At 32.4% G+C, this 26453-nt stretch carries 26 protein-coding genes; 2 read left to right on the forward strand and 24 right to left on the reverse strand.

The window, feature by feature from the left end; translation table 11 throughout:
• Window position 1: 1 nt before the first annotated feature.
• Genes AC5SL0_RS06185 through ffh form a run of 11 tightly spaced genes read right to left on the reverse strand, consistent with a single transcriptional unit; the run spans window position 2 to window position 11516 of the window.
• On the reverse strand, window positions 2-1111 hold the full coding sequence (locus AC5SL0_RS06185; protein WP_494618136.1) for a dimethylsulfoniopropionate demethylase: 1110 nt from the start codon (window positions 1109-1111) through the stop codon (window positions 2-4).
• Window positions 1108-1884 carry an alpha/beta fold hydrolase gene (locus AC5SL0_RS06190; RefSeq protein ID WP_494573985.1) on the reverse strand — a complete coding sequence of 259 codons (777 nt, stop codon included), beginning with the start codon at window positions 1882-1884 and terminating at the stop codon, window positions 1108-1110. The genes AC5SL0_RS06185 and AC5SL0_RS06190 overlap by 4 nt, the downstream gene beginning before the upstream one ends.
• On the reverse strand, window positions 1881-3509 hold the full coding sequence (locus tag AC5SL0_RS06195) for an acyl-CoA synthetase (protein WP_271499539.1): 1629 nt from the start codon (window positions 3507-3509) through the stop codon (window positions 1881-1883). Before AC5SL0_RS06195 ends, AC5SL0_RS06190 begins: the two co-directional genes overlap by 4 nt.
• A gap of 1 nt (window position 3510) precedes the next feature.
• Window positions 3511-5274, reverse strand: a complete 1764-nt coding sequence (locus AC5SL0_RS06200; RefSeq protein WP_018413623.1) for an acyl-CoA dehydrogenase C-terminal domain-containing protein — start codon at window positions 5272-5274, stop codon at window positions 3511-3513.
• A 26-nt stretch (window positions 5275-5300) separates the two neighbouring features.
• The gene (gene leuB / locus AC5SL0_RS06205; RefSeq protein ID WP_006997659.1) at window positions 5301-6407 is read right to left on the reverse strand and encodes a 3-isopropylmalate dehydrogenase; all 1107 of its coding nucleotides are present in this window, start codon (window positions 6405-6407) and stop codon (window positions 5301-5303) included.
• Window positions 6394-7005 carry a 3-isopropylmalate dehydratase small subunit gene (gene leuD, locus AC5SL0_RS06210; RefSeq protein ID WP_011281572.1) on the reverse strand — a complete coding sequence of 204 codons (612 nt, stop codon included), beginning with the start codon at window positions 7003-7005 and terminating at the stop codon, window positions 6394-6396. Before leuD ends, leuB begins: the two co-directional genes overlap by 14 nt.
• 1 nt (window position 7006) lies before the next feature.
• Window positions 7007-8410: a 3-isopropylmalate dehydratase large subunit gene (gene leuC / locus AC5SL0_RS06215; RefSeq protein WP_271626824.1), complete on the reverse strand. Its 1404-nt coding sequence runs from the start codon at window positions 8408-8410 to the stop codon at window positions 7007-7009.
• A gap of 11 nt (window positions 8411-8421) precedes the next feature.
• The gene (gene rplS / locus AC5SL0_RS06220; RefSeq protein WP_494618137.1) at window positions 8422-8946 is read right to left on the reverse strand and encodes a 50S ribosomal protein L19; all 525 of its coding nucleotides are present in this window, start codon (window positions 8944-8946) and stop codon (window positions 8422-8424) included.
• Window positions 8947-8962: 16 nt separating this feature from the next.
• Entirely contained in the window at window positions 8963-9649 is a 687-nt protein-coding gene (gene trmD / locus AC5SL0_RS06225) for a tRNA (guanosine(37)-N1)-methyltransferase TrmD (protein WP_011281574.1), read from the reverse strand.
• Between the two features lie 8 nt (window positions 9650-9657).
• Complete coding sequence (gene rpsP / locus AC5SL0_RS06230) at window positions 9658-10143, reverse strand: 30S ribosomal protein S16 (RefSeq protein ID WP_271580143.1); 486 nt, start codon at window positions 10141-10143, stop codon at window positions 9658-9660.
• A 14-nt stretch (window positions 10144-10157) separates the two neighbouring features.
• Entirely contained in the window at window positions 10158-11516 is a 1359-nt protein-coding gene (gene ffh, locus AC5SL0_RS06235; RefSeq protein WP_018413628.1) for a signal recognition particle protein, read from the reverse strand.
• Between the two features lie 159 nt (window positions 11517-11675).
• Between ffh and dapF the strand changes: the two genes are divergently transcribed.
• Together dapF and ftsY are read left to right on the forward strand one after the other, a co-directional pair.
• Entirely contained in the window at window positions 11676-12500 is an 825-nt protein-coding gene (gene dapF / locus AC5SL0_RS06240) for a diaminopimelate epimerase (protein WP_494618138.1), read from the forward strand.
• Window positions 12500-13417 carry a signal recognition particle-docking protein FtsY gene (gene ftsY, locus AC5SL0_RS06245; RefSeq protein WP_271616582.1) on the forward strand — a complete coding sequence of 306 codons (918 nt, stop codon included), beginning with the start codon at window positions 12500-12502 and terminating at the stop codon, window positions 13415-13417. The genes dapF and ftsY overlap by 1 nt, the downstream gene beginning before the upstream one ends.
• On the opposite strand, the gene AC5SL0_RS06250 is transcribed toward ftsY, so the two are convergent.
• The 13 genes from AC5SL0_RS06250 to AC5SL0_RS06310 form a co-directional block, all read right to left on the reverse strand.
• The gene (locus AC5SL0_RS06250) at window positions 13410-13973 is read right to left on the reverse strand and encodes a hypothetical protein (RefSeq protein WP_006997650.1); all 564 of its coding nucleotides are present in this window, start codon (window positions 13971-13973) and stop codon (window positions 13410-13412) included. The genes ftsY and AC5SL0_RS06250 overlap by 8 nt on opposite strands.
• Before the next feature lie 58 nt (window positions 13974-14031).
• Window positions 14032-14925 (reverse strand): DMT family transporter, encoded by an 894-nt coding sequence (locus AC5SL0_RS06255; protein WP_011281578.1) that lies wholly within the window; start codon window positions 14923-14925, stop codon window positions 14032-14034.
• Between the two features lie 12 nt (window positions 14926-14937).
• Window positions 14938-15117, reverse strand: a complete 180-nt coding sequence (locus AC5SL0_RS06260) for a hypothetical protein (RefSeq protein WP_011281579.1) — start codon at window positions 15115-15117, stop codon at window positions 14938-14940.
• Window positions 15107-16444, reverse strand: a complete 1338-nt coding sequence (locus tag AC5SL0_RS06265; RefSeq protein WP_494617085.1) for an amidase — start codon at window positions 16442-16444, stop codon at window positions 15107-15109. Before AC5SL0_RS06265 ends, AC5SL0_RS06260 begins: the two co-directional genes overlap by 11 nt.
• A 10-nt stretch (window positions 16445-16454) precedes the next feature.
• Entirely contained in the window at window positions 16455-17816 is a 1362-nt protein-coding gene (locus tag AC5SL0_RS06270) for a TRAP transporter large permease (RefSeq protein ID WP_027306877.1), read from the reverse strand.
• On the reverse strand, window positions 17806-18390 hold the full coding sequence (locus tag AC5SL0_RS06275; protein WP_494578795.1) for a TRAP transporter small permease subunit: 585 nt from the start codon (window positions 18388-18390) through the stop codon (window positions 17806-17808). The genes AC5SL0_RS06270 and AC5SL0_RS06275 overlap by 11 nt, the downstream gene beginning before the upstream one ends.
• 92 nt (window positions 18391-18482) lie before the next feature.
• Window positions 18483-19640 (reverse strand): TRAP transporter substrate-binding protein, encoded by a 1158-nt coding sequence (locus AC5SL0_RS06280; RefSeq protein WP_494576746.1) that lies wholly within the window; start codon window positions 19638-19640, stop codon window positions 18483-18485.
• Between the two features lie 127 nt (window positions 19641-19767).
• Complete coding sequence (locus AC5SL0_RS06285; protein ID WP_494577965.1) at window positions 19768-20841, reverse strand: ABC transporter ATP-binding protein; 1074 nt, start codon at window positions 20839-20841, stop codon at window positions 19768-19770.
• Window positions 20834-21913, reverse strand: coding sequence for an ABC transporter ATP-binding protein (locus tag AC5SL0_RS06290; protein ID WP_494577967.1), 1080 nt, complete (start codon window positions 21911-21913; stop codon window positions 20834-20836). The genes AC5SL0_RS06285 and AC5SL0_RS06290 overlap by 8 nt, the downstream gene beginning before the upstream one ends.
• Window positions 21913-22761: a carbohydrate ABC transporter permease gene (locus tag AC5SL0_RS06295; protein ID WP_168606993.1), complete on the reverse strand. Its 849-nt coding sequence runs from the start codon at window positions 22759-22761 to the stop codon at window positions 21913-21915. Before AC5SL0_RS06295 ends, AC5SL0_RS06290 begins: the two co-directional genes overlap by 1 nt.
• Window positions 22762-22763: 2 nt before the next feature.
• Window positions 22764-23624: a carbohydrate ABC transporter permease gene (locus AC5SL0_RS06300; RefSeq protein WP_494618139.1), complete on the reverse strand. Its 861-nt coding sequence runs from the start codon at window positions 23622-23624 to the stop codon at window positions 22764-22766.
• A 74-nt stretch (window positions 23625-23698) separates the two neighbouring features.
• Entirely contained in the window at window positions 23699-25234 is a 1536-nt protein-coding gene (locus AC5SL0_RS06305) for a type 2 periplasmic-binding domain-containing protein (RefSeq protein ID WP_271520219.1), read from the reverse strand.
• A 21-nt stretch (window positions 25235-25255) separates the two neighbouring features.
• Complete coding sequence (locus AC5SL0_RS06310) at window positions 25256-26317, reverse strand: NAD(P)-dependent alcohol dehydrogenase (RefSeq protein WP_494618140.1); 1062 nt, start codon at window positions 26315-26317, stop codon at window positions 25256-25258.
• Window positions 26318-26453 lie beyond the last annotated feature (136 nt).

Here is a 26453-nt window from a genome sequence, read left to right on the forward strand (position 1 = left end):
ACTAGATGAAGGGTAAATCACAAACGTTTCCATTAATGGTATTATCGTTTATTTGAATTTTAAAGCCTTGAGATGCTTCCCAGTGGGATTTCTTGATCATTGCTATGCCTATAACCTTTTGAAAATGAGGTGAATAACAAGCCGATCTTAATTCACCAATCACATTATTATTTTCATCATATATGTTTTTTGATCCCATAAGACTAATTTCTTTTATATCAATTTTAACTCCCCTTAATTTTTTTTGGGGTCCTTTTAATTTTATTTCTTTCAATTTTTCTTTTCCTAAAAAATTTATATCACTATCTAAGCTAACATATTGATCAAAACCACATTCAAATGGATTGTCGTTATTATCAAAATCATTACCATAAGATAACAGTGCACTCTCAATTCTCTCTATTAAATTCGGACATCCTGGCCCTACATTAAATTCTTTTCCAACTTCAAAAAGATGGTCATACAATTTTTGTCCTGAATGTGTGTTTTCAACGTATACTTCATATCCTCCTTGTTTAGACCATCCTGATCTAGCTATAAGGTGCTTTGTGCCTTCAAAATCAAAATAATCAAACCCAAAGAATTTTAGCTCAGTAATTTTTTTTCCAAAAACTTTTTCCATTAACGCAAAGGATTTTGGACCTTGTATTGCCATAATATCAACTACTGGTTCTACAATTTTAACATCAAATTTGTGTCCTGATGCTAAGCCTTTGGCAAAAAAGATTACATCTGAATCTGCTATTGATATCCACCATTTATTTTCATCAAGTTTTAAAACAACTGGGTCATTAACTAAATTTCCATTTTCATCTATTATTGGACAATAATAACATCTGCCTATTTTAGATTTTGATAGATCCCGACATGTCATCAATTGTACTAACTCTGCCGAGTCTTTTCCTGATATTTCTACTTGTCTTTCTGCAGCGACATCCCATATCTGAACATGTTCTTTTAAATGTTTGTAGCTATTCTCTATTGATCCAAATGCAGCAGGTAACAACATATGATTATATATTGTGTATGCTGTAACTCCTTGCTTCTCTATTCTTGAGGTATAAGGAGTACTTCTTAATCTTCTTGATTTTGCTATTGAAAAATTTTTCATTTTTTTAAAAATTCAGAGATCTTTTCTCTCATTTCAAAAGTTTTTTCAAACATAATCATGTGTCCACAATCTTTTATTATATGAGTTTTTGAATTAAGAACGAGCTCTGCAAATTTCTTACCTTTTTCAATATTGACCATCTTATCTAGCTCACCAAAGATAAATAATGTGGGACACTTGATTGACTTCAAAGCCTCAGATCCATTTTTATAATTATTACAAGCTATAAGATCGATGGCTAAAACTTCTCTAATATTTCTTGGAGAATTAATAATTTTTTCTACAGGATTACCTCCAATGAATTTTTTATAATTCTCATAGCTCCATTTCATCATTAACTGAACTGCTTTATCATCTCCATTTTCAGCAAGATCAATTAAATCTTGATTAACAGGCATTCTGTAAGAACCACCTATAAATATTAAATTTTTAACTCTTTTAGAATACCTTAATGAATATTCCAATGCTTCCAAACACCCTTGGGAATGACCTATTATTGTTAATTCAGAAACATTAAGTTTTTTAAAAACTTTTTCTAACCAATCTGAAATTTCTTCTATTGATTTTAAACAATCACCTTCAGAATTTCCATGTCCAGGTAAATCTATTGCTAAAACATTATAATTTTGATTTGATAAATACTGTTCTGTTAAGGACCAAACAATATGTGAGAGACCACTTCCATGCAGCAAAACTATTGTGGATTTTTTTTTATCAATACCTTGGCCTGAATCTGATGCAAAGACTTTTTTGTTGTCTACTTGAAAGATCAACTTAATTCCTTAACTTTCTTTCTAAGTTCAAATTTTTGAATTTTTCCTGTTGAAGTTTTTGGTAAATCACAAAAAATAACACTCTTAGGAAGTTTAAATCCTGCCAATGTTTCTCTACAAAAATCTATTATTTCTTTTTCTGTTGCTGGCTTATCTTTAATTAATTCAACAAAAGCACAAGGTGTTTCTCCCCATTTTTCATCTGGTTTAGCAACTACAGCTGCTAAAGAAACTGAAGGGTGTTTTGCAATTGCATTTTCAATTTCTATTGAAGAAATATTTTCTCCTCCAGAAATAATGATATCTTTAGATCTATCTTGAATTTTTATATATCCATCAGGATGGGTCACAGCTAAATCTCCTGAATGAAACCATCCACCTGCCATTGACTTATCTGTTGCTTCTTTATCCTTGTAATATCCTTTCATTACAATATTCCCTCTAATCATAATTTCACCCATAGTCTTTCCATCTTTGGGTACTGGCTTCATTGTTTCTGGATCCATTACAATAGCGCCCTCTGTGTTTGGGTAACGTACACCTTGCCTTGCTTTGATTTCATTCTTTTTATCTTTTTCTAAAGAATTCCAATCATCATTCCACGCACACTGCAACATATGACCATAAGTTTCTGTTAATCCATAAACATGCATAACCTCAAAGCCAAGATTTTCCATTTTTTCAAAAATAATACTTGGTGGAGGTGCACCTGCAGTTAAAACGTTGACTTTTCTTTTTAAGGCTTTTTGATCTTCCTTAGGAGCATTAACAATCATATTTAAAACTATTGGAGCTCCACCAAAATGTGTTACTTCATATTTATCAATTAGTTCAAACATCTTTTTAACATCAATATTTCTTAAACAAATTACTCTTGCGTGCAGCATTGCTAATGTCCAAGGATAACACCAACCATTGCAATGAAACATTGGGACAACACATAAAAAATTTAATTTGTTAGGCATATTCCAAGCTGTAACACTACCTGTTGCCATCAAATATGACCCTCTGTGATGATAAACTACTCCTTTTGGGTTTCCAGTAGTTCCTGACGTATACCCTAATGAAATCGCTTCCCATTCATCTTTTGGTTTTTTCCATTCATAATTTTCATTACCTGTGTTTAAGAAACTTTCATATTCAAGTTCACCTATTTTTTTAAAAGAACTTGTGTCTATGTCCTGGTCGTCAATATCAATAATTGTAATTTTATTTTTAACATTTTTTAAAGCCTTCTCAATTACATCATGAAATTGTCTATCTACAATTAAAACCTTTGCATCGCTATGTTGTAAAATATAACTTATAGTATTGGGGTCTAGTCTTGTGTTGATTGCATTAATTACTGCCCCCACCATCGGTATTGAATAATGTGCTTCAAAAATTTCTGGTGTATTGAAAGCCATTATAGAAACTGTATCTCCAGTTTTCACACCCAATTTATCTAATGCGCTAGCAAACTTAACACATCTTTTATAAACTTCTTCCCAAGTATACGACCTACTTTCATAAACTAAGGCTTCATAATTTGGATATATATCTTTAGTTCTTTCTAAGAATGTTAAAGGAGAAAGAGGAACATAATTAGCCTCATTTTTATCTAAATTTGTATCGTAATGACTCATATTAACTAAATTTAAAATTCATTATATAGTCACTTCCTGATGTGGCTGTTTTAAAATGACTTTCGGCTCTTGGTAAAACTCTTTTAAAATAAAAATTTGCAGTCTGTATTTTATCTTCATAAAAGTCTTTGTTTTGTTCATAATCTTTAAAACTTACCTCTAAAACTTTTATCCACGCATGTGCTATGGACACAAACCCCAATGCTTTTAAATAGTCATTGCATGCTGCGCTTGCATCGTCTTTTGAGTTTTGCACTTTTTCTTTAATCCAATCAGTAAAAGTAGATAATACCTCTAGATGCGTTTTTAATTCTTTTATAAAAGGTTTTAATTTTTCATTTTCAGTACTGCAATCATTCTTGATCAGTTCCAAATATTTGTCAATTATATCACCATTTTTATTTACCAATTTTCTAAAAACTAAATCAGCTGCTTGGATAGAATTTGTTCCTTCATAAATTGGGGTGATTCTATTATCTCTATACAACTGTTCTATACCTTGATCTTTCGTATAGCCATAACCACCATGAACCTGCATAGCCTCACTGGTTATTTCCATTCCCATATCACTAAACATCGTTTTAACCACAGGTGTCATTAACGACACAAGATCTGAAGCTTCTTGTTTAATTTTTTCATCTGGGTGATAAAGGCTAACTTCTGTTTGTTGAGACAGCCAAAAACATAAAGCTCTTTCGCCTTCAATAATAGATTTCATATTAAGCAAAGATTTTCTAATATCTGCATGTTCAATTATAAAATCTGCTCCATTAGTTGATTTTGTATTATTTGTTTTTCCTTGTTTTCGTTCTTTTGCGTAACTCAAAGAGTTTTGATAGGCAATTTCAGAAATCCCCAAGCCTTGGATTCCTACAACAATTCTCTCTAAATTCATCATAGTAAACATTGCGTTTAAGCCTTTATTCTTCAATCCGATCATATAACCAGTTGCATCATCAAAATTTAATACACATGTAGCAGAACCTTTGATTCCCATTTTACTTTCTATAGACCCTGTAGAAACTCCATTTCTAGCTCCAATAGATCCATCTTCATTTACTAAAAATTTAGGTACTAAGAATAAACTTATTCCTTTTGTGCCTGCTGGTGAGTCAGCTGCTCTTGCAATAACTAAGTGGATAATATTTTCAGTTAAATCTTGATCACCTGATGTAATAAAAATTTTCTGTCCACTTAACTTAAAAGTTCCATCAGATTGTTCAATAGCTTTAGTTTTTAGAAGACCTAAATCAGTTCCACAAACTGGTTCAGTAAGGCACATCGTACCACTCCATTTTCCTTCAACCATTTTTGGAAGGTATTTTTCTTTTATTTCATCTGTAGCGTGATGAGAAATACAATTATATGCACCAATACTTAACTCACTATAAAGTTTAAATGATAAACTTGCAGATGATAACATTTCGTCAAAAAAAGCACTTACTGTTTTTGGCATTCCTTGTCCTCCATATTTTGGATCACAAGAAAGTGAAGTCCAACCATCTTCTATATATTTAGAATAAGCTTCTTTGTAGCCTGGCGGTGTTCTAACCACACCATTCTCTAGAACTGTTGGATTTTCATCACCTGATTTTGCTAATGGTAATATTAAGTTTTGATTAATCTTGGCTGCTTCTTCTAAAATATCTTTTACTAATTCTGAATTAACCTCTTTATACTTTTCCAGATCATTATAATTTTTATTATTTCTTAATTTATCAAAAAGAAACATCATGTCTTCGACTGGAGCAGTATAATTTGGCATTCCAGAACTCTAGAATAATTATTTAATTATTGCAATTTTGAAATGATTGCATCACCCATAGCTGATGTTGATACTTCTTTTTTTCCCTGAGAAAGAATATCTTTTGTTCTAAGACCATCATTTAAGACATCTTGCACAGCTTTTTCTAAAGCATCAGCTTCACTATCTAAATCTAAAGAGTATCTTAAAGCCATTGCAAAACTTAAAATTGAGGCTATTGGGTTTGCAATTTCTTTTCCAGCAATATCCGGTGCAGAACCATGAATAGGCTCATACATAGCTCTCATTTCTCCATCTTTATTTTTTGCACCTAAAGAAGCAGATGGTAATAAACCTAGAGATCCCGTTAACATTGAGGCTTGATCGGAAAGCATGTCTCCAAATAAATTGTCCGTAACTATTACATCAAACTGCTTTGGGTTTTTTAATAATTGCATTGCACAATTATCAGCAAGCATATGACTTAATTCTACATCTTTATATTCTTTGTCGTGTAGTTCTTGAACTTCTTCTTTCCAAAGTTGTCCTGCTTCCATTACATTTGACTTTTCACATGAAGTAACTCTATTTGATCTCTTTCTTGCTAAATCAAAAGCTACTTTTGCAACTCTAACTATTTCGCTAGTTGTGTAGGAATGGGTATTAATCCCTTTTCTTTCACCATTTTCTATCGGCTTAATTCCTCTTGGTTCACCAAAATAAATTCCACCTGTTAATTCTCTAACTATCATAATATCTAATCCAGACACGATTTCTGGTTTTAAGGTTGAGGCATCAACTAATTGTTCAAAACAAATTGCAGGTCTTAAATTTGCAAATAGTTTTAATTCTTTTCTTAATTTTAATAAGGCTCTTTCAGGCTTTTTTGAAAACTCTAAGTTATCCCATTTTGGTCCACCAACTGCACCTAACATAACAAATTCACTTTCTAGAGCTTTGTAAAAAACTTCATCCGTGATTGGTGTCCCATGCTTGTCATAAGAACAACCTCCAGCTAAATCTTCATCAATTTCAAAATCTAGAGATTTATTTGAATTCAACCATAAAATAACTTTTTTAACTTCTTGAATAACCTCGGGTCCAATACCATCGCCTGGTAAAAGTAAAATTTTTCTTTTTTTAATTTTTATCATTAAATATCCATGGTTTATTATTCTTTAGATTTTCTTCAAAAGTTATAATTTTTTCTTTTTTGGCTAACGATAGTGCAATATCATCAAGTCCTTCTAACAAACATTTTTTCTTAAAAGGATCAATATCAAACTTGATTTCACTATTTCCAAAAATTATTTTTTCTTCATTTAAGTCTATTGAAATTTCTTCTTTTCTTTTTGAATACTCTGATAATTCTTTTATTTTTTCTTCTGGCAGAGTAATTGGTAAAATTCCATTTTTGAAGCAGTTGCTGTAAAAAATATCGGCATAACTAGAGCTTATCACACATGTTATTCCAAAATCTAGAAGTGCCCAAGGTGCATGTTCTCTTGATGAGCCACAGCCAAAATTTTTTCCTGCGATTAATATTTTTGATTGATTGTGAGGTTTTTGATTTAGAATAAAATCTTTAATTTCATTTCCATTATCATCGTATCTCATTTCAAAAAATAAGTTTTTTCCTAACCCTGTTCTTTTAATCGTTTTAAGAAATTGTTTTGGAATAATCATATCTGTATCAATATTTACTATTGGTAAATATGCTGGGATACTAGTAAGTGAATTAAATTTTTGCATTTTAGTTTTGATACTTTCTAACATCATCTAAGTTTCCAGAAATTGCAGCTGCAGCTGCCATTCCAGGACTTACTAAATGTGTTCTTCCACCTCTACCTTGTCTTCCTTCAAAGTTTCTGTTTGAAGTTGAGGCGCATCTTTCTCCTGGTTTTAATTTATCAGCATTCATTGCAAGACACATAGAACAGCCAGGCTCTCTCCATTCAAAACCTGAAGCTATAAATATTTTATCTAAACCTTCCTGCTCTGCTTGTTCTTTAACCAAACCTGAGCCCGGAACAACCATTGCCTGAACATGAGACGCTTTCTTTTTATCTTTTAATATTTTGGCAGCTTCCCTTAAATCTTCAATTCTACCATTTGTGCAACTTCCTATGAAAACCTTATCAATCTTAATATCTGTAGCTAGTGTATCAGCTTTTAAGCCCATATAATTTAATGATCTTTCTAAAGAGTTCTTTTTATCTTCATCTTGTTCATTTTTAGGATTTGGAACTTTGCCATCTATAGTGATTACATCTTGTGGAGAGGTTCCCCAAGTAATCATCGGTAAAATATCTTCTGCAACTAAGTTGATTTCTTTATCAAATTTAGCTCCATCATCAGTTTTTAAACTTTCCCAATATTTCATAGCCTTATCCCAATTTTCATTTTTTGGAGACATCGGTTTACCCTTTAAATATTTAAATATTTTTTCATCAGGAGCAATTAACCCTGCTCTTGCTCCTCCTTCAATAGTCATATTGCAAATAGTCATTCGTTGCTCTACGCTTAAGGATGAAATTAGACTGCCGGCATACTCAATAACTGATCCTGTTCCTCCTGCAGTTCCAATATTTCCTATAATTTGTAAGATTACATCTTTAGAGGTAACTCCAATAGGAAGTTTTCCGTTAACATTGATTCTAAAATTTTTTGCTTTTTTTTGAACTAATGTTTGTGTTGCTAGAACATGTTCTACTTCTGAGGTCCCAATTCCAAATGCCAAAGCACCAAATGCACCATGTGTTGCTGTGTGGCTATCTCCACAAACAATTACTGTACCAGGTTGTGTAAAACCTTGTTCTGGACCAATTATGTGAACAATTCCTTGTCTCTTGTCATTCATTCCTAAATATTGAACTCCAAATTCCTTACAATTGCTTTCTAAGGTATCTACTTGAATCTTAGACTCTGCATCCGCTATTCCTTTAGATCTATCAGTAGTTGGAACATTATGGTCTGCAACTGCTAGTGTTAAGCCAGGTTGTCTAACTTTTCTATTAGAGTTTCTTAATCCTTCAAAAGCTTGTGGGCTTGTTACTTCATGTACTAAATGTCGATCAACAAATAATAGTGCTGTACCATCATCTTGTTGATCTACTAAATGATCATTCCAAATTTTATCGTAAAGAGTTAAAGGCATTGAAAAAAAAATTATTTTTTTTCTTCTGATTTTTCTATTTTTGGTTCTGCTTGAACTTCTGCTTTTTTTACAGGTTCTGCTTGAACTTCTGTTTGTTTTTCTGCTTCTGCAGCTACTGGTGCTAAAGTTTCTTCTGTTACCATTTCTGGTTTAACATCAACTTCTATACCAATTTTTTTTCTAATTTTTTCTGCAATTCTAGCTGATTTACCTGTTCTGTCTCTTAGGTAATATAATTTTGCTCTTCTAACTTTACCATGACGGATAACTGTAATTGTATCTATAACAGTACCATATAGTGGAAATGTTCTTTCAACACCTTCACCAAATGAAATTTTTCTAACTGTGAATGAAGAATTTATATCTCTATTTTTTCTAGCTATACACACACCTTCAAAATATTGAATTCTATCTTTTTTACCCTCTGTAATTCTAACACCAACTTTTATTACATCTCCTGGAAAAAAATCTGGGATTTTCTTCTCAGATAGTATTTTTTTAACGTTTAGTTGATTTATTTCTTCAATTGTTTTCATATTAGTATTTATCAAATTAATTTTTCTTATATTTTTCCCATAAATCTGGTCTTCGGACGCGTGTTATAGCCTCTGATTGTGATAAACGCCAGTCTTTAATTTTGTTGTGATCTCCTGATAATAGCACTTCTGGAACGCTTTTTTCCTCCCAAATTTGAGGTTTTGTGTATTGAGGATACTCCAAAAGTCCGTTCTCAAAACTCTCATCATTCTTTGATTGTTCATTTCCTAAGACACCTGGAAGCAATCTTAGAACACTATCTAGTACAACAAATGCTGCTGTTTCACCTCCAGATAAAATAAAATCTCCTATGCTAAGTTCTTCTATATTCCTTGTAGATAACAACCTTTCATCGACACCTTCAAAATGACCACAAATTAAACTAATAGATTTTTCTTTAGACAGTTCTAGTGCTAATTTCTGATCAAGCTTTTTTCCTTTTGGTGATAAATAAAAAATTCTTTCTCCTTCTTTTTTATTTTCATCAAGAGATTTTGCTAAAATGTCAGCTTTCAACAGCATTCCAGATCCACCTCCAAAAGGGGTGTCGTCTACTGTTTTATGTTTGTCCTCAGCAGCCTCTCTAAAATTTACAACTTTTAAATCCCAAATTTTATTTGTTAAAGCTTTTCCATATAGCCCTTTATTTAAAGGGCCAGGAAAAAAATCAGGATAGAGTGTGAATATCTGAGCTTGCCACATGAATCCAACTATTTAGCTTCTTCCTTTGGAGCTTCTGCTGCTGGTGCTGCTTCTGCTTTAGGAGCTTCTTCCTTTGGAGCTTCTGCTGCTGGTGCTGCTTCTGCTTTAGGAGCTTCTTCCTTTGGAGCTTCTGCTGCTGGTGCTGCTTCTGCTTTAGGAGCTGCTGCTGGTGCTGCTTCGTCTCCTTCTTTTTTTCTTTCTTTTTTAGGAATAGCTTTACTTGGATTACTACCGTTTGCAGGCATTGCTATAATACCATTTTCACCTAAAATTCTTGCAACTCTAGTAGTTGGTTGAGCACCTTGACCTAACCAATATTTAATTCTTTCTGCTTCTAGTCCTACTCTTTCTTTTTTATCTTTTGGTAAAAGTGGATTAAAAAATCCTACCTTCTCAATAAATCTTCCATCTCTTGCACGACGACTGTCAGCTATAACTACTTTATATACTGGTCTTTTCTTTGTTCCACCTCTTGATAGTCTTATTTTTATCATTTTTTTTCCTTTTTTTATTTAAGTTGATTTAGTAGCTCTGGAGGTATTCCTTTATCAGACATACCCTTCAGGTTTCCTTTTGACATCTTCTTCATCATTTCAGACATCATTTTAAATTGCTTAAGCAATTTATTGATAGTGGCCGCATCTGTTCCAGAGCCATTAGCAATTCTTTTTTTCCTAGAACCATCTATGATTTTAGGATTCCCTCTTTCTTTTTTGGTCATAGACAAAATTATTGCTTCGTTTTGAGTAATAATACTTTCATCAATTCCCGCAGCATCCATCTGTGACTTCATCTTTGAAACACCTGGCATAAATGACATTATTCCTTCTATACCACCCATTTTTTTCATTTGTCTTAGTTGGGATAGATAGTCCTCCATAGAAAATTGTCCCTTTTTCAAATTTTCTTCAGCTTTTTTTAAATTTTCTTCACCAAGATCTTCTGCTGCTTTTTCTACAAGGGAAACAATATCTCCCATTCCTAGTATTCTATTTGCTATTCTATCTGGATGAAAAACTTCTAAGTTTTCTATTTTTTCTCCTACCCCTAAAAACTTAATTGGTACTTGAGAAACATATTTCATACTAAGAGCTGCACCACCTCTTGCATCACCATCAGCTCTAGTTAAAACAATACCTGTTAAGTTTACCGTATTTTTAAATTCTTTTGCAACTTCTGCAGCAACTTGCCCTGTTAAAGAATCTGCAACTAAAAATGTTTCAGTTGGATTGATTATATTCTCTATTTGTTTAATTTCGCTCATCATCTGAAGGTCAATTTGAGTTCTACCAGCTGTATCAAACAATATAATTTCTGCTCCATTTAAGCTTGCAGCACTAACTGCTCTTCTACAAATGTCTGCTGGTAATTGTCCTTCAATTATAGGGAGTGTTAAAATATTATTTTGTTCTCCTAAAGACCTTAATTGTTCTTGGGCAGCAGGCCTGTAAACATCAAGGCTAACCATCATTATCTTTTTCTTTTTATTTTTTTCTAAGTATTTGGCTAATTTTGCTGTTGTTGTAGTTTTACCAGAACCTTGAAGACCAACTAGCATCATTGGAACTGGCGGAACTGCATTTAAATTAATATCTGTGTTGCTTTCGCCTAAAAGGCTTACTAGTTCATCATAAACAATTTTAACAACCATATCTCCTGGTGAAGTTGATCTGATTATCTCTTGACCTAATACTTTAGGTTTAACTTTTGTTATAAAATCTTTAGCTACATCTAAAGAGACATCAGCTTCTAAGAGGGCCTGCCTAATAGCCCTTAAACCTTCATCTACTTGCTTTTCGTCAAGTGAAGGTGCTTTTTTTAAAGAAGAAAAAATTTCTTCGAATTTATTTGTTAAGTTTTCAAACATATTTATTACGCACAGCAGTTTCGCACTAGTGGGCGAATATCGCTGACTAGTGTTGATCTCTTTGTTTCCAAAGACACCACAAATTTAACGTTTTTGTGGAAACGAAATCAACCTATAATAGAGGTTCAAAAAGTCAATAAATAAGTTAAATATCTGTATATGGATATTAAAGCATTTAAAATGGATGGTTTAGGCAATGATTTTGTAATTATTGATCAAAGAAGCCAAGATTTTAATTTAGATAAAGATCAAATAATTAAGATATGTGATCGTAGTTTTATTGGATGCGATCAACTCATCCTAATTAAGAAAAATAAAGAAATAGATGCAAATATAGAATTTTTTAATTCAGATGGAAGCATATCTGGTGCTTGTGGAAATGGCACTAGGTGTGTGGCAGATCTTCTATCAAAAGAAAGTGGTAAAAAAGAAATAACGCTCTTAACAACTTCTGGCTCACTAAAATCAAAAATTTTAGGAAATAATTTAGTCGAGACTGAAATTGGTATACCAAAAGTTAATTGGCAAGAGATTCCATTAAGTAAGCAGCTAGATACTCAAGACTTAAAAATTGAAATTATAGATAGAAATACTACCAAACATATTGGTGGAATAGCCATAAATGTTGGCAATCCGCACATAATTTTTTTTGTAGATGATATTGAAGCATTTGACTTAAAAAATATTGGTCCGAAAATTGAAAATCATCCTCTATTTCCTGAAAAATGTAATGTGACCCTGGCCAAAGTTATAAATAGAAATTTAATAAAAGTAAAAGTTTGGGAAAGAGGAGCTGGACTTACCAAGGCTTGTGGGACGGCAGCTTGTGCAACAGCTGTTGCAGCTAACATTAATAATCTGGTAGAAAAAACTACAGATATAGAGTTTGCATTAGGTAGTTTAACAATTTCTATTGATGAAAGAAATAGCATTCATATGAAAGGACCTGTGTCTGATATTAAAAATATCAACATTAAGTTGTAATGGGAATTTTTGATAAATTTAAAATTGGTTTTAAGAAAAGTGCTTCTACATTTACATCTGGTTTAAGAGATATAATTGTAAAAAAAGAAATAGATGACAAAACATTAGATCAAATTGAAGAATATTTGATTCAATCAGATGTTGGTCTTGTTGCAGCTGAAGAAATTAAAAAAATTATTGCTCAAGAAAAAATTGACCCCAAAAAAGATATTATGAATGAGGTAAACTTGATTCTTAGAAACTATATAGTTACTTTAATGAAACCTTTGGAAAATGAGAATTTTTTTAATAAAAAAGAAAAACTTAATGCAGTCCTAGTATCGGGAGTTAACGGGGTTGGAAAAACAACAACTATTGGAAAAGTTGGTAAAATTTTAAAATCTAATGGTAATAAAGTTATGTTTTCTGCCTGTGATACGTTTAGAGCAGCTGCTATAGAACAATTAGAAAGTTGGGCTAATAAAATTGATGTGCAAATTACAAAATCTACTCAAGGATCCGACCCGGCATCAGTTGCCTACAAGGCAATAGAAGAGGCATTAAAGAACGATTTTAACCATGTTTTGATCGATACGGCAGGGAGATTACAAAATAAAAAAAATTTAATGGAAGAATACAAAAAAATTGCCCATGTAACAAAAAAAATAGATCCAGATGCTCCTCACGATGTAATCCTAGTGCTTGACGCAACCTCTGGCCAAAATGTTATCAGTCAAGTTGAAGAGTTTAACAAAATTATACCTCTTACTGGTTTGATAATGACAAAATTAGATGGTACTGCAAAAGGAGGAATTTTATTAGCCCTTGCTAAAAAATATAAGCTTCCAATAATTGCTCTTGGACTTGGTGAAAAAGAGGATGATTTACAAATTTTTAATGCAGAAAAATTTGCAGAAGCATTTACTCAAATTAATTGATTAAATTATTCGAAATTAAAGGTTTATAATAATTACATTTATAATTTTCTTTTAATTGTGAGTGACCACAGTTTTTTGCGATCGATGAAATTATAAATTCAAATTTTCCACTAGAAGGATATTGATTTAACTTTTTATTAGTAATATCGAATTGAAAATTTTTATTAATATTTTTAATAGCACTAATCATAACTAATGTATTATTATCTTTTAATAAATAATAAGCAAAATCTTCAGGGAACACTGGAAAATCATACTCTTCTAAAAAAAATTTAGCCTTTGAAGGAAACCACTCGTATGAAATTAGAGGAAGTGAAGTTTTTGTTTTATAGTTATAGATATAAAGATCCTGAGGAAAATCAGTTATATAATTAGATTCTTCCCCTCGTGCTAAAATAGGTTTTTCTCTAGTTTTAAAATAAAGACTAAAATTTTCATCATGTGAATTCATCTGACCTATATGAAAAAAATTATCCGCAGAATAATCTTTTTCATCCGCATAAGTAAAATTAGCTACAAAGATTATAATAAATAAAGTCCTAACAATTTTTTTCATACTTATTGTATAAATATGAAATTTGTAAATTATTTGTTTAGATTGTGGCTTAATTTATTTAAACTTTTCTCTTAACTATATATACCCCACCAAAAACAAGGGCTGTCCCTATATAATGATAATACTCGAGTTGCTCATTAAAGAATAAAACTCCATAAATAGCACTATAAACTGTAAAAATGTAAAGAGTAAATCCAGTTATAGATGCCCCAAGTTTTTTTTGTGCCATTGTATACAAGGTAAAAGCTATAATTCCCGGTGAAATAGCTGCAAATAAAACCCACATAAAAAAATCAGAATTAAATACAGTTCTTACAAAAAAAGCTTCTTCGATTAGATAAAATGGGAGCAAGCTAACCACTCCAAAAAATGCAATCAAAGTAAATCTATCAAAAATTTTTAGATTAGTTTTCCAATAAAATAGATAAATAGAATAAAGAGCCCAACCTATTGCAGAAGCTAGCATCCAGAGGTCACCAATTGTGAATTTAAGACTAATTAATAAAGATAAATCACCTTTAATAATAATGGCAAAAACACCTATTAAACATGAAACTAGTCCAATAATCCTAAGAAGATTGATTTTTTCCTTAAAAAATAAACTTGAGATTATGATTATAAAAATTGGAGAAGAGGAATATATAATTCCCATGTTGGTAACCGTTGTTGTTTGACCAGCTAAAAATGGAAAAGCTCCACAAACTCCACAACCCATCGATCCAATGAAAAATATTCTTTTATATTCTTGTTTTACAAACTTAAAATTTTTTTTTAAAGAACTGTAGGTGAATGGTAGTAATATTAAAAAAACTGCAGTCCATCTCCAAAAAGCTAAAGATATTGGAGGAACATACTCAACCCCACCTCTTGCAACGATTAAGTTGCTAGCCATAAAAATTGGTTGAATAAATAATAATAAGAAAGGTAAATAGCTATTTTTAGAATTATTCACTTAAAAGAAGATTTAATTCTTGTCGAAAAAAGCTTCGTAGAACATCATAAAAATTGCTACTGCCATTAAAATAAACACTGGCAATATATCCCAAAATCCTATCATCGAAGATCTAGTTAAAGTTGTTGCAAGGCCAATAAGAAATAATGTTGCAAGGCCTGACCCGATTAGAGTTGTTATTTTATTTAGCATATTTTTTACAATTTTTTTCTAGCCAGTTGGCTACACCTAGAAATCTTAAATCATCTAGCTTGTCTCCAATTAGCTGTATACCTAATGGTAAATTATTTTCTCCAACAAGTAAAGGTAATGAAATAGATGGTAGACCCATATAAGTCCAAACAGTGCAAAATTCTGGACTTCCAGTACTCTTAAGACCCTTCGGTGCAACCCCTGCTGATGATGGAGTTAACACTCCATGATAATCTTCAAAAACTTCTTTATAAGATTCATAACTTCTCTTCATAAAATCTATCGCTTCAGCATATTCTTTGGCTGAATACTTTAAGCCTCTTTCAATTGCACTAACCATTTCTTTAGAAAGGTGTTTTTTAGATTTTTTATAATAACCTTGAAAATTATTTGCCATATCTGTTTCATGAATTATTTTATGATATTTTGGAATATCATCAAAATAAGAAGGGGTATCAAATACTTCAATATTTTTTTTAAAAGTTTTTAAAAAGAACTCAAAAGATTTTTGTGATTCTTTATCAATATTTTTCCAGTTTTTAGTTTTATAAAAAATAAATTTAGGCTCATATAGTGGTCCTTTTTTACAAACATTTAACATTTCATCTGCCGCATAATGAATAGTTGATGAATCGTATAAATCTTTTTTAATTAATGATTTTGCAAACAGAGCAACATCTTCTACTGTTTTTCCAAATACTCCGATGTGATCTAATTTATCAGATTGTCTCATCACACCACTTCGTGAAATCAATCCATAAGATGGCTTATAACCAACAACTCCACAGTAGGAAGCAGGTCTAATAATTGAGCCATTAGTTTGTGATCCAATTGATAGTGGCGCCATATGTGCTGCTATAGCTGCTGCAGAACCACTTGATGACCCCCCAGGTGTTCTTGAATTATCATGTGGGTTAGTAGTTTTGCCTGGGTGAAAATATGCAAGTTCAGTAGTTACAGTTTTTCCCATTACTATTGCTCCCTCAATCTTAAGTAGATTAACAACTTCAGAATCTTGTGAGCTTGGCATTTTTTTTCTAACAGGAGAGCCACATTCAGTAGGCATTTCAAAAGTACCTATTATATCTTTAACTGCAATTGGTAGGCCGTGCAAAGATCCCAGTGGTTTTCCTGATTTTCTGTATTCATCTGCCTCCGCCGCTTTTTCTAAAAGCTTTTTTTTATCAAAATATTCCCACGCCTTTACATCTTTTTCAAATTTTTCAATTCTCTCAATATATTGATTACAAACTTCCACAGATGAAATCTGACCCGATTTTAGGTGATCAACCAATTTATTAGTTGTTAGAGTAAATATATTTAGCATTTAAAATTATCTAGTTTGCAAATAATGTTTCTGGCAGCCACAAAGCAATACCTGGAAACATATACATAAGAAACATAGCAAATATTACTATTCCTAGGAACGGCATAATTCCTGCAAATATTTCCATCAATTCAACATTCTTCTTTTGAACGCCCTTTAAGTAATAGGCTGACATTGCCATAGGAGGCGTTAAAAATGATGTTTGTAAATTTAAGGCAATTAACATTGCAAAGAAATATGGATTAACATTAAATACTTCAAGTAGGGGTAAAAATATTGGAACAAATATAATTAAAATTTCAGTCCATTCTAATGGCCATCCTAAAAGAAAAATTATTACTTGAGTAATAATTAAAAATTGCCATGTTGATATTTCAATTGATGTAAAAAAATGTTCAAAAATTTCATGACCACCTAAATAAGAAAATACAGAAGAAAAAGTCCAAGAACCAATAAATAACCACATAATCATTGCTGTAGTTTTTGCTGTTAGAAAAACAGACTCTTTAAAGCTTTGCCATTTAAGTGTTTTGTAAAACCAAGATAACAATATAGCACCAAACGCTCCTGCTGCTGCTGCCTCTGCTGGCGTTGCAATACCTGCTAAGATTGTTCCAAGAACCAACATAATTAATCCAAAAAGAGGGACGAAAGAAACTAATACTTCTTTTAAAATTTCAGCTCTTGGCGGAATATCTTCTGCTCTTGGCTTAGGTGCAATTGATGGTTGGAGCCAAGCTCTACCTACTGCATAAGCTATATAAAGTCCTGCAAGTAAAAGTCCTGGAAAAATTGCTGCAGCAAATAATCTCAAAGGAGATAGCTGAGCTATTACCGAATAAACAATTAACATAATACTAGGTGGTATTAAAATACCCAAACATCCACCCGCACAAATTACTCCTGAAGCAAATTTTTTATCATATCCTGCTTTAACCATCGCAGGCCAAGCAAGGAGACCCATTAGGGTTACAACAGCACCAATAATTCCAGTTGCTGTTGAAAATAAAGTACACGTTATTAGAGCAGCTACTGCCATTGAAGCTGGCAATCTGTGAGCCGCAAGTCTTATTGCAAAAAATAATTTTGATACAATTCCGGCTCTTTCAACTAAATATCCCATAAATAAAAATAGCGGGACGGCGGTGAGCACGTTATTGTCCATAACGGTGTATGTATTTTTTACAAATAATGAAAATATCCTATTATCAAATATGTGATCCATTAAAGCAGGATCGTAATAAGCATAATATCCAAAACCTATTCCCATTGCCATCAAGGTGAAGGCAATTGGAAAACCTAATAGCACTGCAAATAAAAACAGCCCCATCATTAAGATGGCGACTTCTGGGTTTGTTAGACTAAATAACATCTTTTTGATCCTCGTCTTGTGCTGTTCTCATTAAGATTTGTTCTGTTTCTTCTGCAACAACCATTCTTGCTGGCCAATGTCCAGTTTTAATACAAATAATTGCTCTAAACACTTCAGCAATTCCCTGAATAACCAAAAAAACTCCCGCAGCTGGTATTAAAGATTTTACCATATAAATATTAATTTGGGCTGGGCTACTCCAACTAGTTTCTTTTATCTTCCAAGCAAGTGCTGCATATTCATACCCATAAAATGCTAAGGCTATTACTCCTGGGAAAAAGAAGATAAAATAAAGCACTAAATCAATCCAACCTTGTGTTCTTGGTTTAAATAATCTGTAAATTACATCCCCTCTAACATGAGATTCTGTTGCTAAACAATAAGCGCCTGACATCATCAATATTGCGCCGTACATCTGCATACTAAAGTCAAAATTCCAAAGTGTTGGCTTATTAAATACGTAGGCCATCATAACTTCATAACAAGTTCCACCCATCAAGATAACAATACACCAAGAAAAAGCCTTACCTATTGAAGTGCTTAAAGTGTCAGCTAATTTTATGTAGGCTCTCATCATGGTTTAAATAGGATACTCTAATTTTGTTAAAAACTGTACTATAAAAAAAAGGGGGCCGAGACCCCCTTTTTAAAATATTAAAAAGTTAATTAGATTTTAACTTTTCCAATTGGACCAAACTCATTTTCATAAGCTAGTTTGTAATTAGGCTGATTCATCAGCAAGTACTTCATTACTTTCTTAGCATATGCTTTTTGAGAGTCGATTACCTTCTTGAAGAATGCATCTTTTGCAGAGAATTCTCCAACAATTTTATCCCAACCTTTTAACTGTTCAGCTAAAATGGCATCAGACGTTTGGTAAACGTTAACCTTATGTGTGTTCATCAAATCAGCTAAACTGTCAGAATATCTAACAAGCGCTTTGAAGTAGTTATCCGTATTCGCAGCATAAGCAGCGTTTTTTAAGATAGCTTGATGAGCAGGTGAAAGGCTGTTCAGTCTCTTCGTGTTCATAGGAATTTCAAACATCTCTTGAGATTGGTGGAAACTTCCTAAGTGATAGTGTTTAGAGACATCTTGCATTCCAAACTGTGAGTCTGATGTTGGGTTGTTAAACTCAGCAGCATCAATCAAACCAGTTTTCATTGCTGGTTGAATCTCACCACCTGGTAATTGTCTTACGACCATTCCCATAGCAGTTAAAACATTAGTCGCTAGACCAACTGTTCTATACTTCATACCTTTAACATCAGATACTTTAGTTACGTTCTTTTTGAACCAACCAAAAGGTTGTGCTGGCATAGGCATATGAAAGAAACCTGTGTAGTTAAATCCAACACTAGCTACTGCTTCTTCATATAGTTTTCTTCCTCCACCATACTCCATCCATCCCATAACTTCTTGAGATGACATTCCGTATGAAGGACCAGTTCCAAAAAGTGAAGCTGCAGCGTTTTTACCGTACCAATATGCAGTCACCCAGTGACCCATATCAACGATTCCATCACTTACCGCTGCTCCGATTTCTGAAGTTTTAACGATTGCGTTTACAGGCTGAAGATCAATTTTAAGTGATCCACCTGACATATCGCTAACCATGTTACAGTAGTCTTGCGCCATTTCAAAAAAGATGTTTGCGCCTGAAGGCCAAGCAGCTTGCATCTTTAGTGTAACGTGTCCGTCTGCAGTTGCAATATTAGGCATTGCTACAGCTGTTGCTGCTGCTGCACCTGTAACTGCTGCTGCTTTAAAGAACTTACGTCTTGAAGGTGTTGTAGCCTTCAAGGATTTTTTATCTTTAATCATTATTTCTCCTCTATTAGTATTTGTTAATTAACAATGTGAACTTAATTATAATTGAGCTTAGGAGTCTAGGGAGAAAATGACGCTTTAATATCATTTTACAATCTGAGATAGAAAAATAATGCTAAATTTAAATCAATTTTTCATCTTCATATACACAACATCTTTCAGCAGGAATATGTAAGCTTATACTGTCTGAAGGTACTTCAGTTTCTCTATTGATTTTAGATTTGATTGTAAGATTTCCAGCTTTAGCCGTTAGAAGTTTATAATTTCCAAGATCTTCTACTTTATCCACCTTTGCAGATAACACATTGTCTTTTTGTTTTTCTGCTAATTTTATATATTCGGATCTTATTCCCAATTTAACATTTTTATTTTTTAACTTTGTTAGATCTGTTGTTGTTTTAATTAAAGTATCATTAATTTTAACACTATTATTAGATGATACTTCTGTTTCAAATAAATTCATTGCAGGAGATCCTATAAAGTATCCAACAAAAGTAGTATTTGGTCTTTCAAACAATTCTTTGGGAGTTCCTGTTTGAACCACTTCACCTTCACTCATAACTATTATATTATCTGCAAAAGTCATCGCTTCATTTTGATCATGGGTTACATAAACTAAAGTTGTTTTATATTGCTCATTTATTTCTTTAAGATTTCTTCTTAATTTAAATTTTAAATCAGGATCTATAACTGTTAATGGCTCGTCCATTAAAACTGCTGCTACATCTTCTCTTACAAGTCCTCTACCAAGAGAAATTAATTGTTTTTGATCGGCAGTAAGTTTTCTAGCAGGCAAATTTAAGAAAGATTTTAAATTTAATGTTTCTGCAACAGAATTAACTCTTTCCTCAACTATTTCTTTAGAAAAATCTCTACATCTAAGTGGAAAAGCTAAATTATCATATACTGTCATAGTATTGTAGATCACTGGAAATTGAAAAACTTGAGCAATATTTCTACTTTCGGTTTTAAGATCTGTAACATCTTTGTCGTCAAATAATATTTTGCCAGATGAAGGCCTTACTAGGCCTGATACAATATTTAACATTGTTGTTTTACCGCATCCAGATGGGCCTAAAATTGCATATCTCTTTCCATCTTCCCAAGTCATTGAAAAAGGGTTTAGTGCATAAGTTGGGTTAGCATCGTTTGGATTATATGAATGGGATATCTTATTTAAATTAATTTTAGACACTACTACCTCCAAATGGAGATGAAGCTAAATTTCCAGTTTCATCAAATGCGTAAGCTTTGTTTGATCTAAAATTAATTTTAACTTTATCGTGGATTTTAAAATCCATAACTTTTTCTATACTGGTTATAATTTTTGCATTTCCTCTAGTAAGATGGAGTAAAGTTTCTGAACCACTAATTTCTGCAAGCTCTACTTCAAACTCAAACCCATTATCATTTAATTCAACATCTGATGCTCTTATACCAAAATTAAAATTTTTATCTTTTATTTTAGATAGATGATGTGGAATATCTATTTCAATATCTTCAAATTTTATTTTATTAGAATCTATGTCAGCTTTTAAAATGTTCATTGGTGGGTCATTTGAAATAGCTGCAACCTTTAGATTTTTAGGGTTTTCAAATATTTCTTTTGCAGCGCCCACTTGGAGCACTCTACCCTCATCAAGAACAATGACTTCACCATTAAGTTCCATTGCTTCTCTAGGATCCGTTGTTGAAAAAACTACAATACTCTCTTCTGATAGGCCATTAATGAATATGTTTTTAAACTCTTCACGCAACTGCTCTCTTAACTTGTAATCTAAATTAACTAATGGTTCATCTAATAATAAAATTTTAGCATTTTTTACCAGTGATCTTGCAACTGAAACTCTTTGTTGTTGACCACCTGATAATTCTTGAATTTTTCTTTTTTCATAGCCTTCTAATCCTACTAATTTTAAAGAATTAAAAACTTCATCATTAATCTTTTGAGAATCTAAACCTCTCTGTTTTAATGGAAAGGCTATATTTTCAAAAACATTTAAGTGAGGGTAGTTAATGAATTGCTGATAAACCATAGCAATATTTCTTTCCCATACTGGTATCTCTAAAAAATTCTTACCTTCAAATTTAATTGTTCCACTATCTGGCATAAGTAGTCCAGCTATTGTTTTTAATAAGGTCGTTTTCCCAGAAAGTGTTCTTCCTAAAATCGTATATAATTTTCCCTTTTCAAAGTTAAAAGAGATTTTTCTTAACTGTAGCTCTTCAGTTAATTTGTATGATAAATTTTCTCCAACTAAATTCATTATTTAATTGCTCCAGACAAATTTCCTTTTGACAAATATCTTTCAACAATAAATGCAACTACAATTAATGGTGCAACAGAAACTAATGCTGAAGCAGATAAACTCCACCATGGTGTAATTGAAGAATTTAAGGCAACTATTTTAACTGGTAATAATTGTACTTCAGTAAAAGTTAGAATAAATGCAAAGAAGAAATCGATCCATCCAAATATTATACAAAACATTCCAGCAACAATTAAACCTGGTATTGAATTTGGTAATACAACTTTAAAAAATGCTTGGTAAGGATTACATCCATCTATTAATGCTGTTTCATCTATTTCTCTCGGTACCTTATTAAAGAAATCAACCATAATCCAAACTGCTATAGGCATTAACAAAACGATATAAACAACTATCAGCCCAATTAGACTATCTAATAAATTGACCGCTCCTAAAAATAAGAAGAAAGGTATTGATAAAACAATTGGTGGCATAATTCTTTGAGAAATAAAAAAGAAAGTAATGTCGTTATTTTTTATTGGACCTGCTTTAAAAGTATATCTTGAGAGAGCATAGGCAGATAATGTTCCAAGTATTATACTAATTAAACTTGCAGTACACGTTACAAACAAGCTATTAAAATACGGCTCAACGATATCTACTCCTCCTTGTGCTGGTGATTTAATTAAAACTCTCCAACCTTCTAGGTTTGGTTCAAAATCAACCCATGGAATATAAGTAACACCTCCATTAACTGAATTAAAATCTTTGAAAGAAGTTGTAAGTGCCCAAAGAAAAGGCGCCACCACAAATACTGTCCAAATAGTTATAAAAAAATATTTTAAAAATGTGTATAATTTTCCCATATCTAATCTTTGAGTAATAATTTGGTTAATACTTTTGCTATAACAGTTAAACTTATGATCATTATTATTAGATAAGTGAATGACATGGAGGCCGCATAGCCCATTTGAAACTCTCTCAAGCCTTTAATAAAAATATAGAAACTTGATGTTTCAGTTGATGTCCCAGGTCCACCTGAGGTTAACACATAAACAGTATCCATTATTTTTGAAGCCTCAATTAACCTAATAATTATTGCCCCAATAGAAATTGGTGCCATTAATGGAAATGTTACATAAATAAATTTTCTAATTGGGCTAGCTCCATCAATTGCAGCCGCTAAAAAGGGTTCCTTTGGAAGTGATAAAAGGCCTGCTAACAATAGTAAAAACATAAATGGTGTCCATTGCCAAACTTCAACAATAATAACTGTAAATTTTGCTAAAGTAGGATCTGTGAGCCATTTTGGAGCGAATCCAAAATTACCTAGAATATCATTCACTGGACCTAGAGATTCATGAAAAAAAGTTCTCCAAATAACAGTCATAATAACTGGAGTTGTCATCATTGGAATTAAGAAAAGTACTCTAAAAAATCTTTGAAACTTAATATCTTTCCAAACCATGTGTGCTAATGCAAAACCAATTACATATTGAAGAACAACAGTTGTAACTGATAGAAAACTTAGTCTAAAAAATGACTCCCAAAATCGTGGGTCATCTGTAAATAATCTTACATAGTTTTCAAGACCTATAAAATTTAAACCATTGTAACTATTCCAGCCTGATAAACTTAAACGAACTACAAATATTATTGGGAAAATTAAGATACCTATAAGAACAAATAAACCAGGAAATAAAAAAACGTATTTATGTTTAAAGTTCATGACTTTGAATTTTGATTGTATTGTAAGTATGAGTATATGGCCACTTAATTAAAAGTGGCCATATAAATTTATTTTTATAACTTGTTGTCTTCCATTTTGACACCAACAGCATAATCTTCTTGTACTGCTGATTTACCAACTCTTTTGACAATTGCTTCCCACTCTTTAGCAACTTCATCTAAAGCTTCTTGAGGAGATAGCTGACCAGCTAAAGCCTTAGAAGTTCCAGTTGCAACTGCACTAGTGAATTCAAACACACCACGAACTCTTAAAGGGAAAACTCTATTTTTACTTTTTTCCATGTCTTTAAGTGTTTTAGTGTATGATTCCGCAATCTCTTTATCCCAACCCATAGTCTCTGTGTAAAGTTTTGGATCAAAATCAGAGTTTTTAAATGGATTTACTCCAAAGTTACCAATAGCTAAGTCAGCTTGGTGGTTTGCTCCGTTAGAAAAGAAACATAGATAGTCAAACGCCATCTCTTGTACTTTACTTTTCTTAGCAACACCTACTGCCCAACCCCATACGATGTACGGTGCTTGGTTATATTTGTTATCCCATTTTCCAGATACTCTGTTCCAAACTTTATCTGCGCCTGGAAGGGGAGCTGTACCTACTTTATTTTTAATAGGACTGTCATCTTGCATCGCTGCAATAAAAGCATCATCCCATGAAAAACTAAATAGAGTTTGTCCACCACCAAATGATCCAATTTCATCACCTAGTCCAAAGTTAATTCCTCCTGGAGGAACATACTTAGTAGCTTCTACCCAGTCAGTTAAAGCTTCAACAAACCCTGGATTGTTAACATTTGGTTTCATAGTTTCTAAATCAAAAAAGAAACCACCTGGAGTTCTAGGGTTTTTAGCATACGCCACTGATCTACTGAAAAAAGCTGCAAACATTAAGTCGTCTTTTTTCATAACTTCAGCTGAACCGTATTCTTTTTCTCCATCTCCATCCCAGTCCCAACCGTTAAAGTATTTGGCCATTTCGCCATATTCTTTCCAAGTTGTAGGAACTTTTAACTCTTTACCAGTGTCTGCTTTGTATTTTTTTTGCATTTCAGGATTATCTATTACGTCTTTTCTGTATTTTAGATAATGTCTGTCTCCATCAACTGGATATTGGTACATAGTTCCATCCCAAGAAGAAACACCCACATGAGATTTTGTAACGTCTTTCATCTCTTTTGTGTTCATGTATTTTTTTGGAACTGGTGCTAAATATTGTCTCCAGTCATTTATAAAGTTAGAAAAGCCAAATACGATATCGTATGGAGCTTGACCAGCTTTAAAAGGAACCATAGCTTTTGCATACAAATCACCTGCAGGTGTATGTGTTACATCAACTGTTGCGCCTGTTAGTTTTGCAAACTGTTCAGCATGAAGAGCTGTAGGCTGTCCAATTACTGGAACTGCGTGCGTATTTATTTTTAGAGTTTTTCCTTTGTAGTTCTTTTTTGAAATCTCTTCATAAGAACAGTCACCAGAAATATCTCCTGTTGCTTTGATATGTGGAAATTGATCACTCCACTTATCTGCATAAGCTGGACTAAATATCAGAATTCCTGATATCATAGCACTTAGGCAAGTTTTTATTATTTTCATTACTCTCTCCTTTATTTATTATTATGGAACTAAAACGGCTCTTCCCTTAACTTTACCTTCGTTAAGATCATGAAGCGCTTTATTAGCATCGCCTAATTTATACTCTTGCATAGAAAGCGTAACTAACCCTTTGTTAGCTAACTCCATCAGTTCATATAACTCAGACCACGTTCCCACTAAATTTCCAACAATTGTTTTTTCTGAAATAATTACATCGACAGCTAGAACTCTGATTTCTTCACCATAGCCAACGATATAATAGTATCCACTTCCTGCTGTCATTTTAATACCCATTGCAGTGGATCCTTTTTCACCAACAAAATCGATTACAGCCTCGCCACCTTTACCTTTGGTAAGCTCTAGAACTCTTTCAACTTCATTTCCATCAATTAAAACCCCCTCATCACCACCAAGTGACATTGCATGTTTTAAGGCTTCAGCAGATTTTTCAACAATAATAATATTTGCAGCACACATTGCTTTTAAACATTGAATTGCAATATGGCCAAGTCCACCAGCACCAATAATTATACATGTTTGACCTGGTAATAAATGTCTAGTAGCTTTTTTAACAACTCTATAAGCAGTTAGTCCAGCATCAGAAAAGGGTGCTACATCTTTTGGTGCTAAAATTGTAGGCAGTTTAATTAAATTACGAACACTTGTTTTAAGTAATTCTGCATACCCACCTTCTTTAATATTTAAACCAGGAAATGCTCCCTCTTCAGCATGCTGATCCAAGCCTCTACGGCAGCTTAAACAAGTTCCATCTGTTCCTGAAATAATTGGGTGCAAAATTACTGGGTCACCTTTTTTAAATCCAACAACATCTTTACCTACTTCTTCAACCCAACCTGCATTTTCATGACCCATAACCATGGGTAATAAATCTCCTTTAGGATCTTGAATATGTTCCCACACACCTTCGATAATATGTAAATCAGTTCTGCAAACTCCAGCAGCACCAATTTTGACAATAACATCTGATGATTTTTCTAATTTTGGATCTGGCATTTCTTGCTCTGTAACCCAAACCTTTTCATCCATTTTAGGGTTATATTTGTGTAAAACTTGTGCTTTCATAATATTTTTGCTTTCTTTTTTAATTTTCTAATTTCAAAACCTACTTAAATAAAAACCTTTATATAAGTGTCTCAGATTAAAATTATGTTCATAAAGTTTACAAATACAACCTGTGGTTAATTGTTGAATTACATAA

It is taken from the genome of Candidatus Pelagibacter sp. PS_16 (assembly GCF_059417965.1).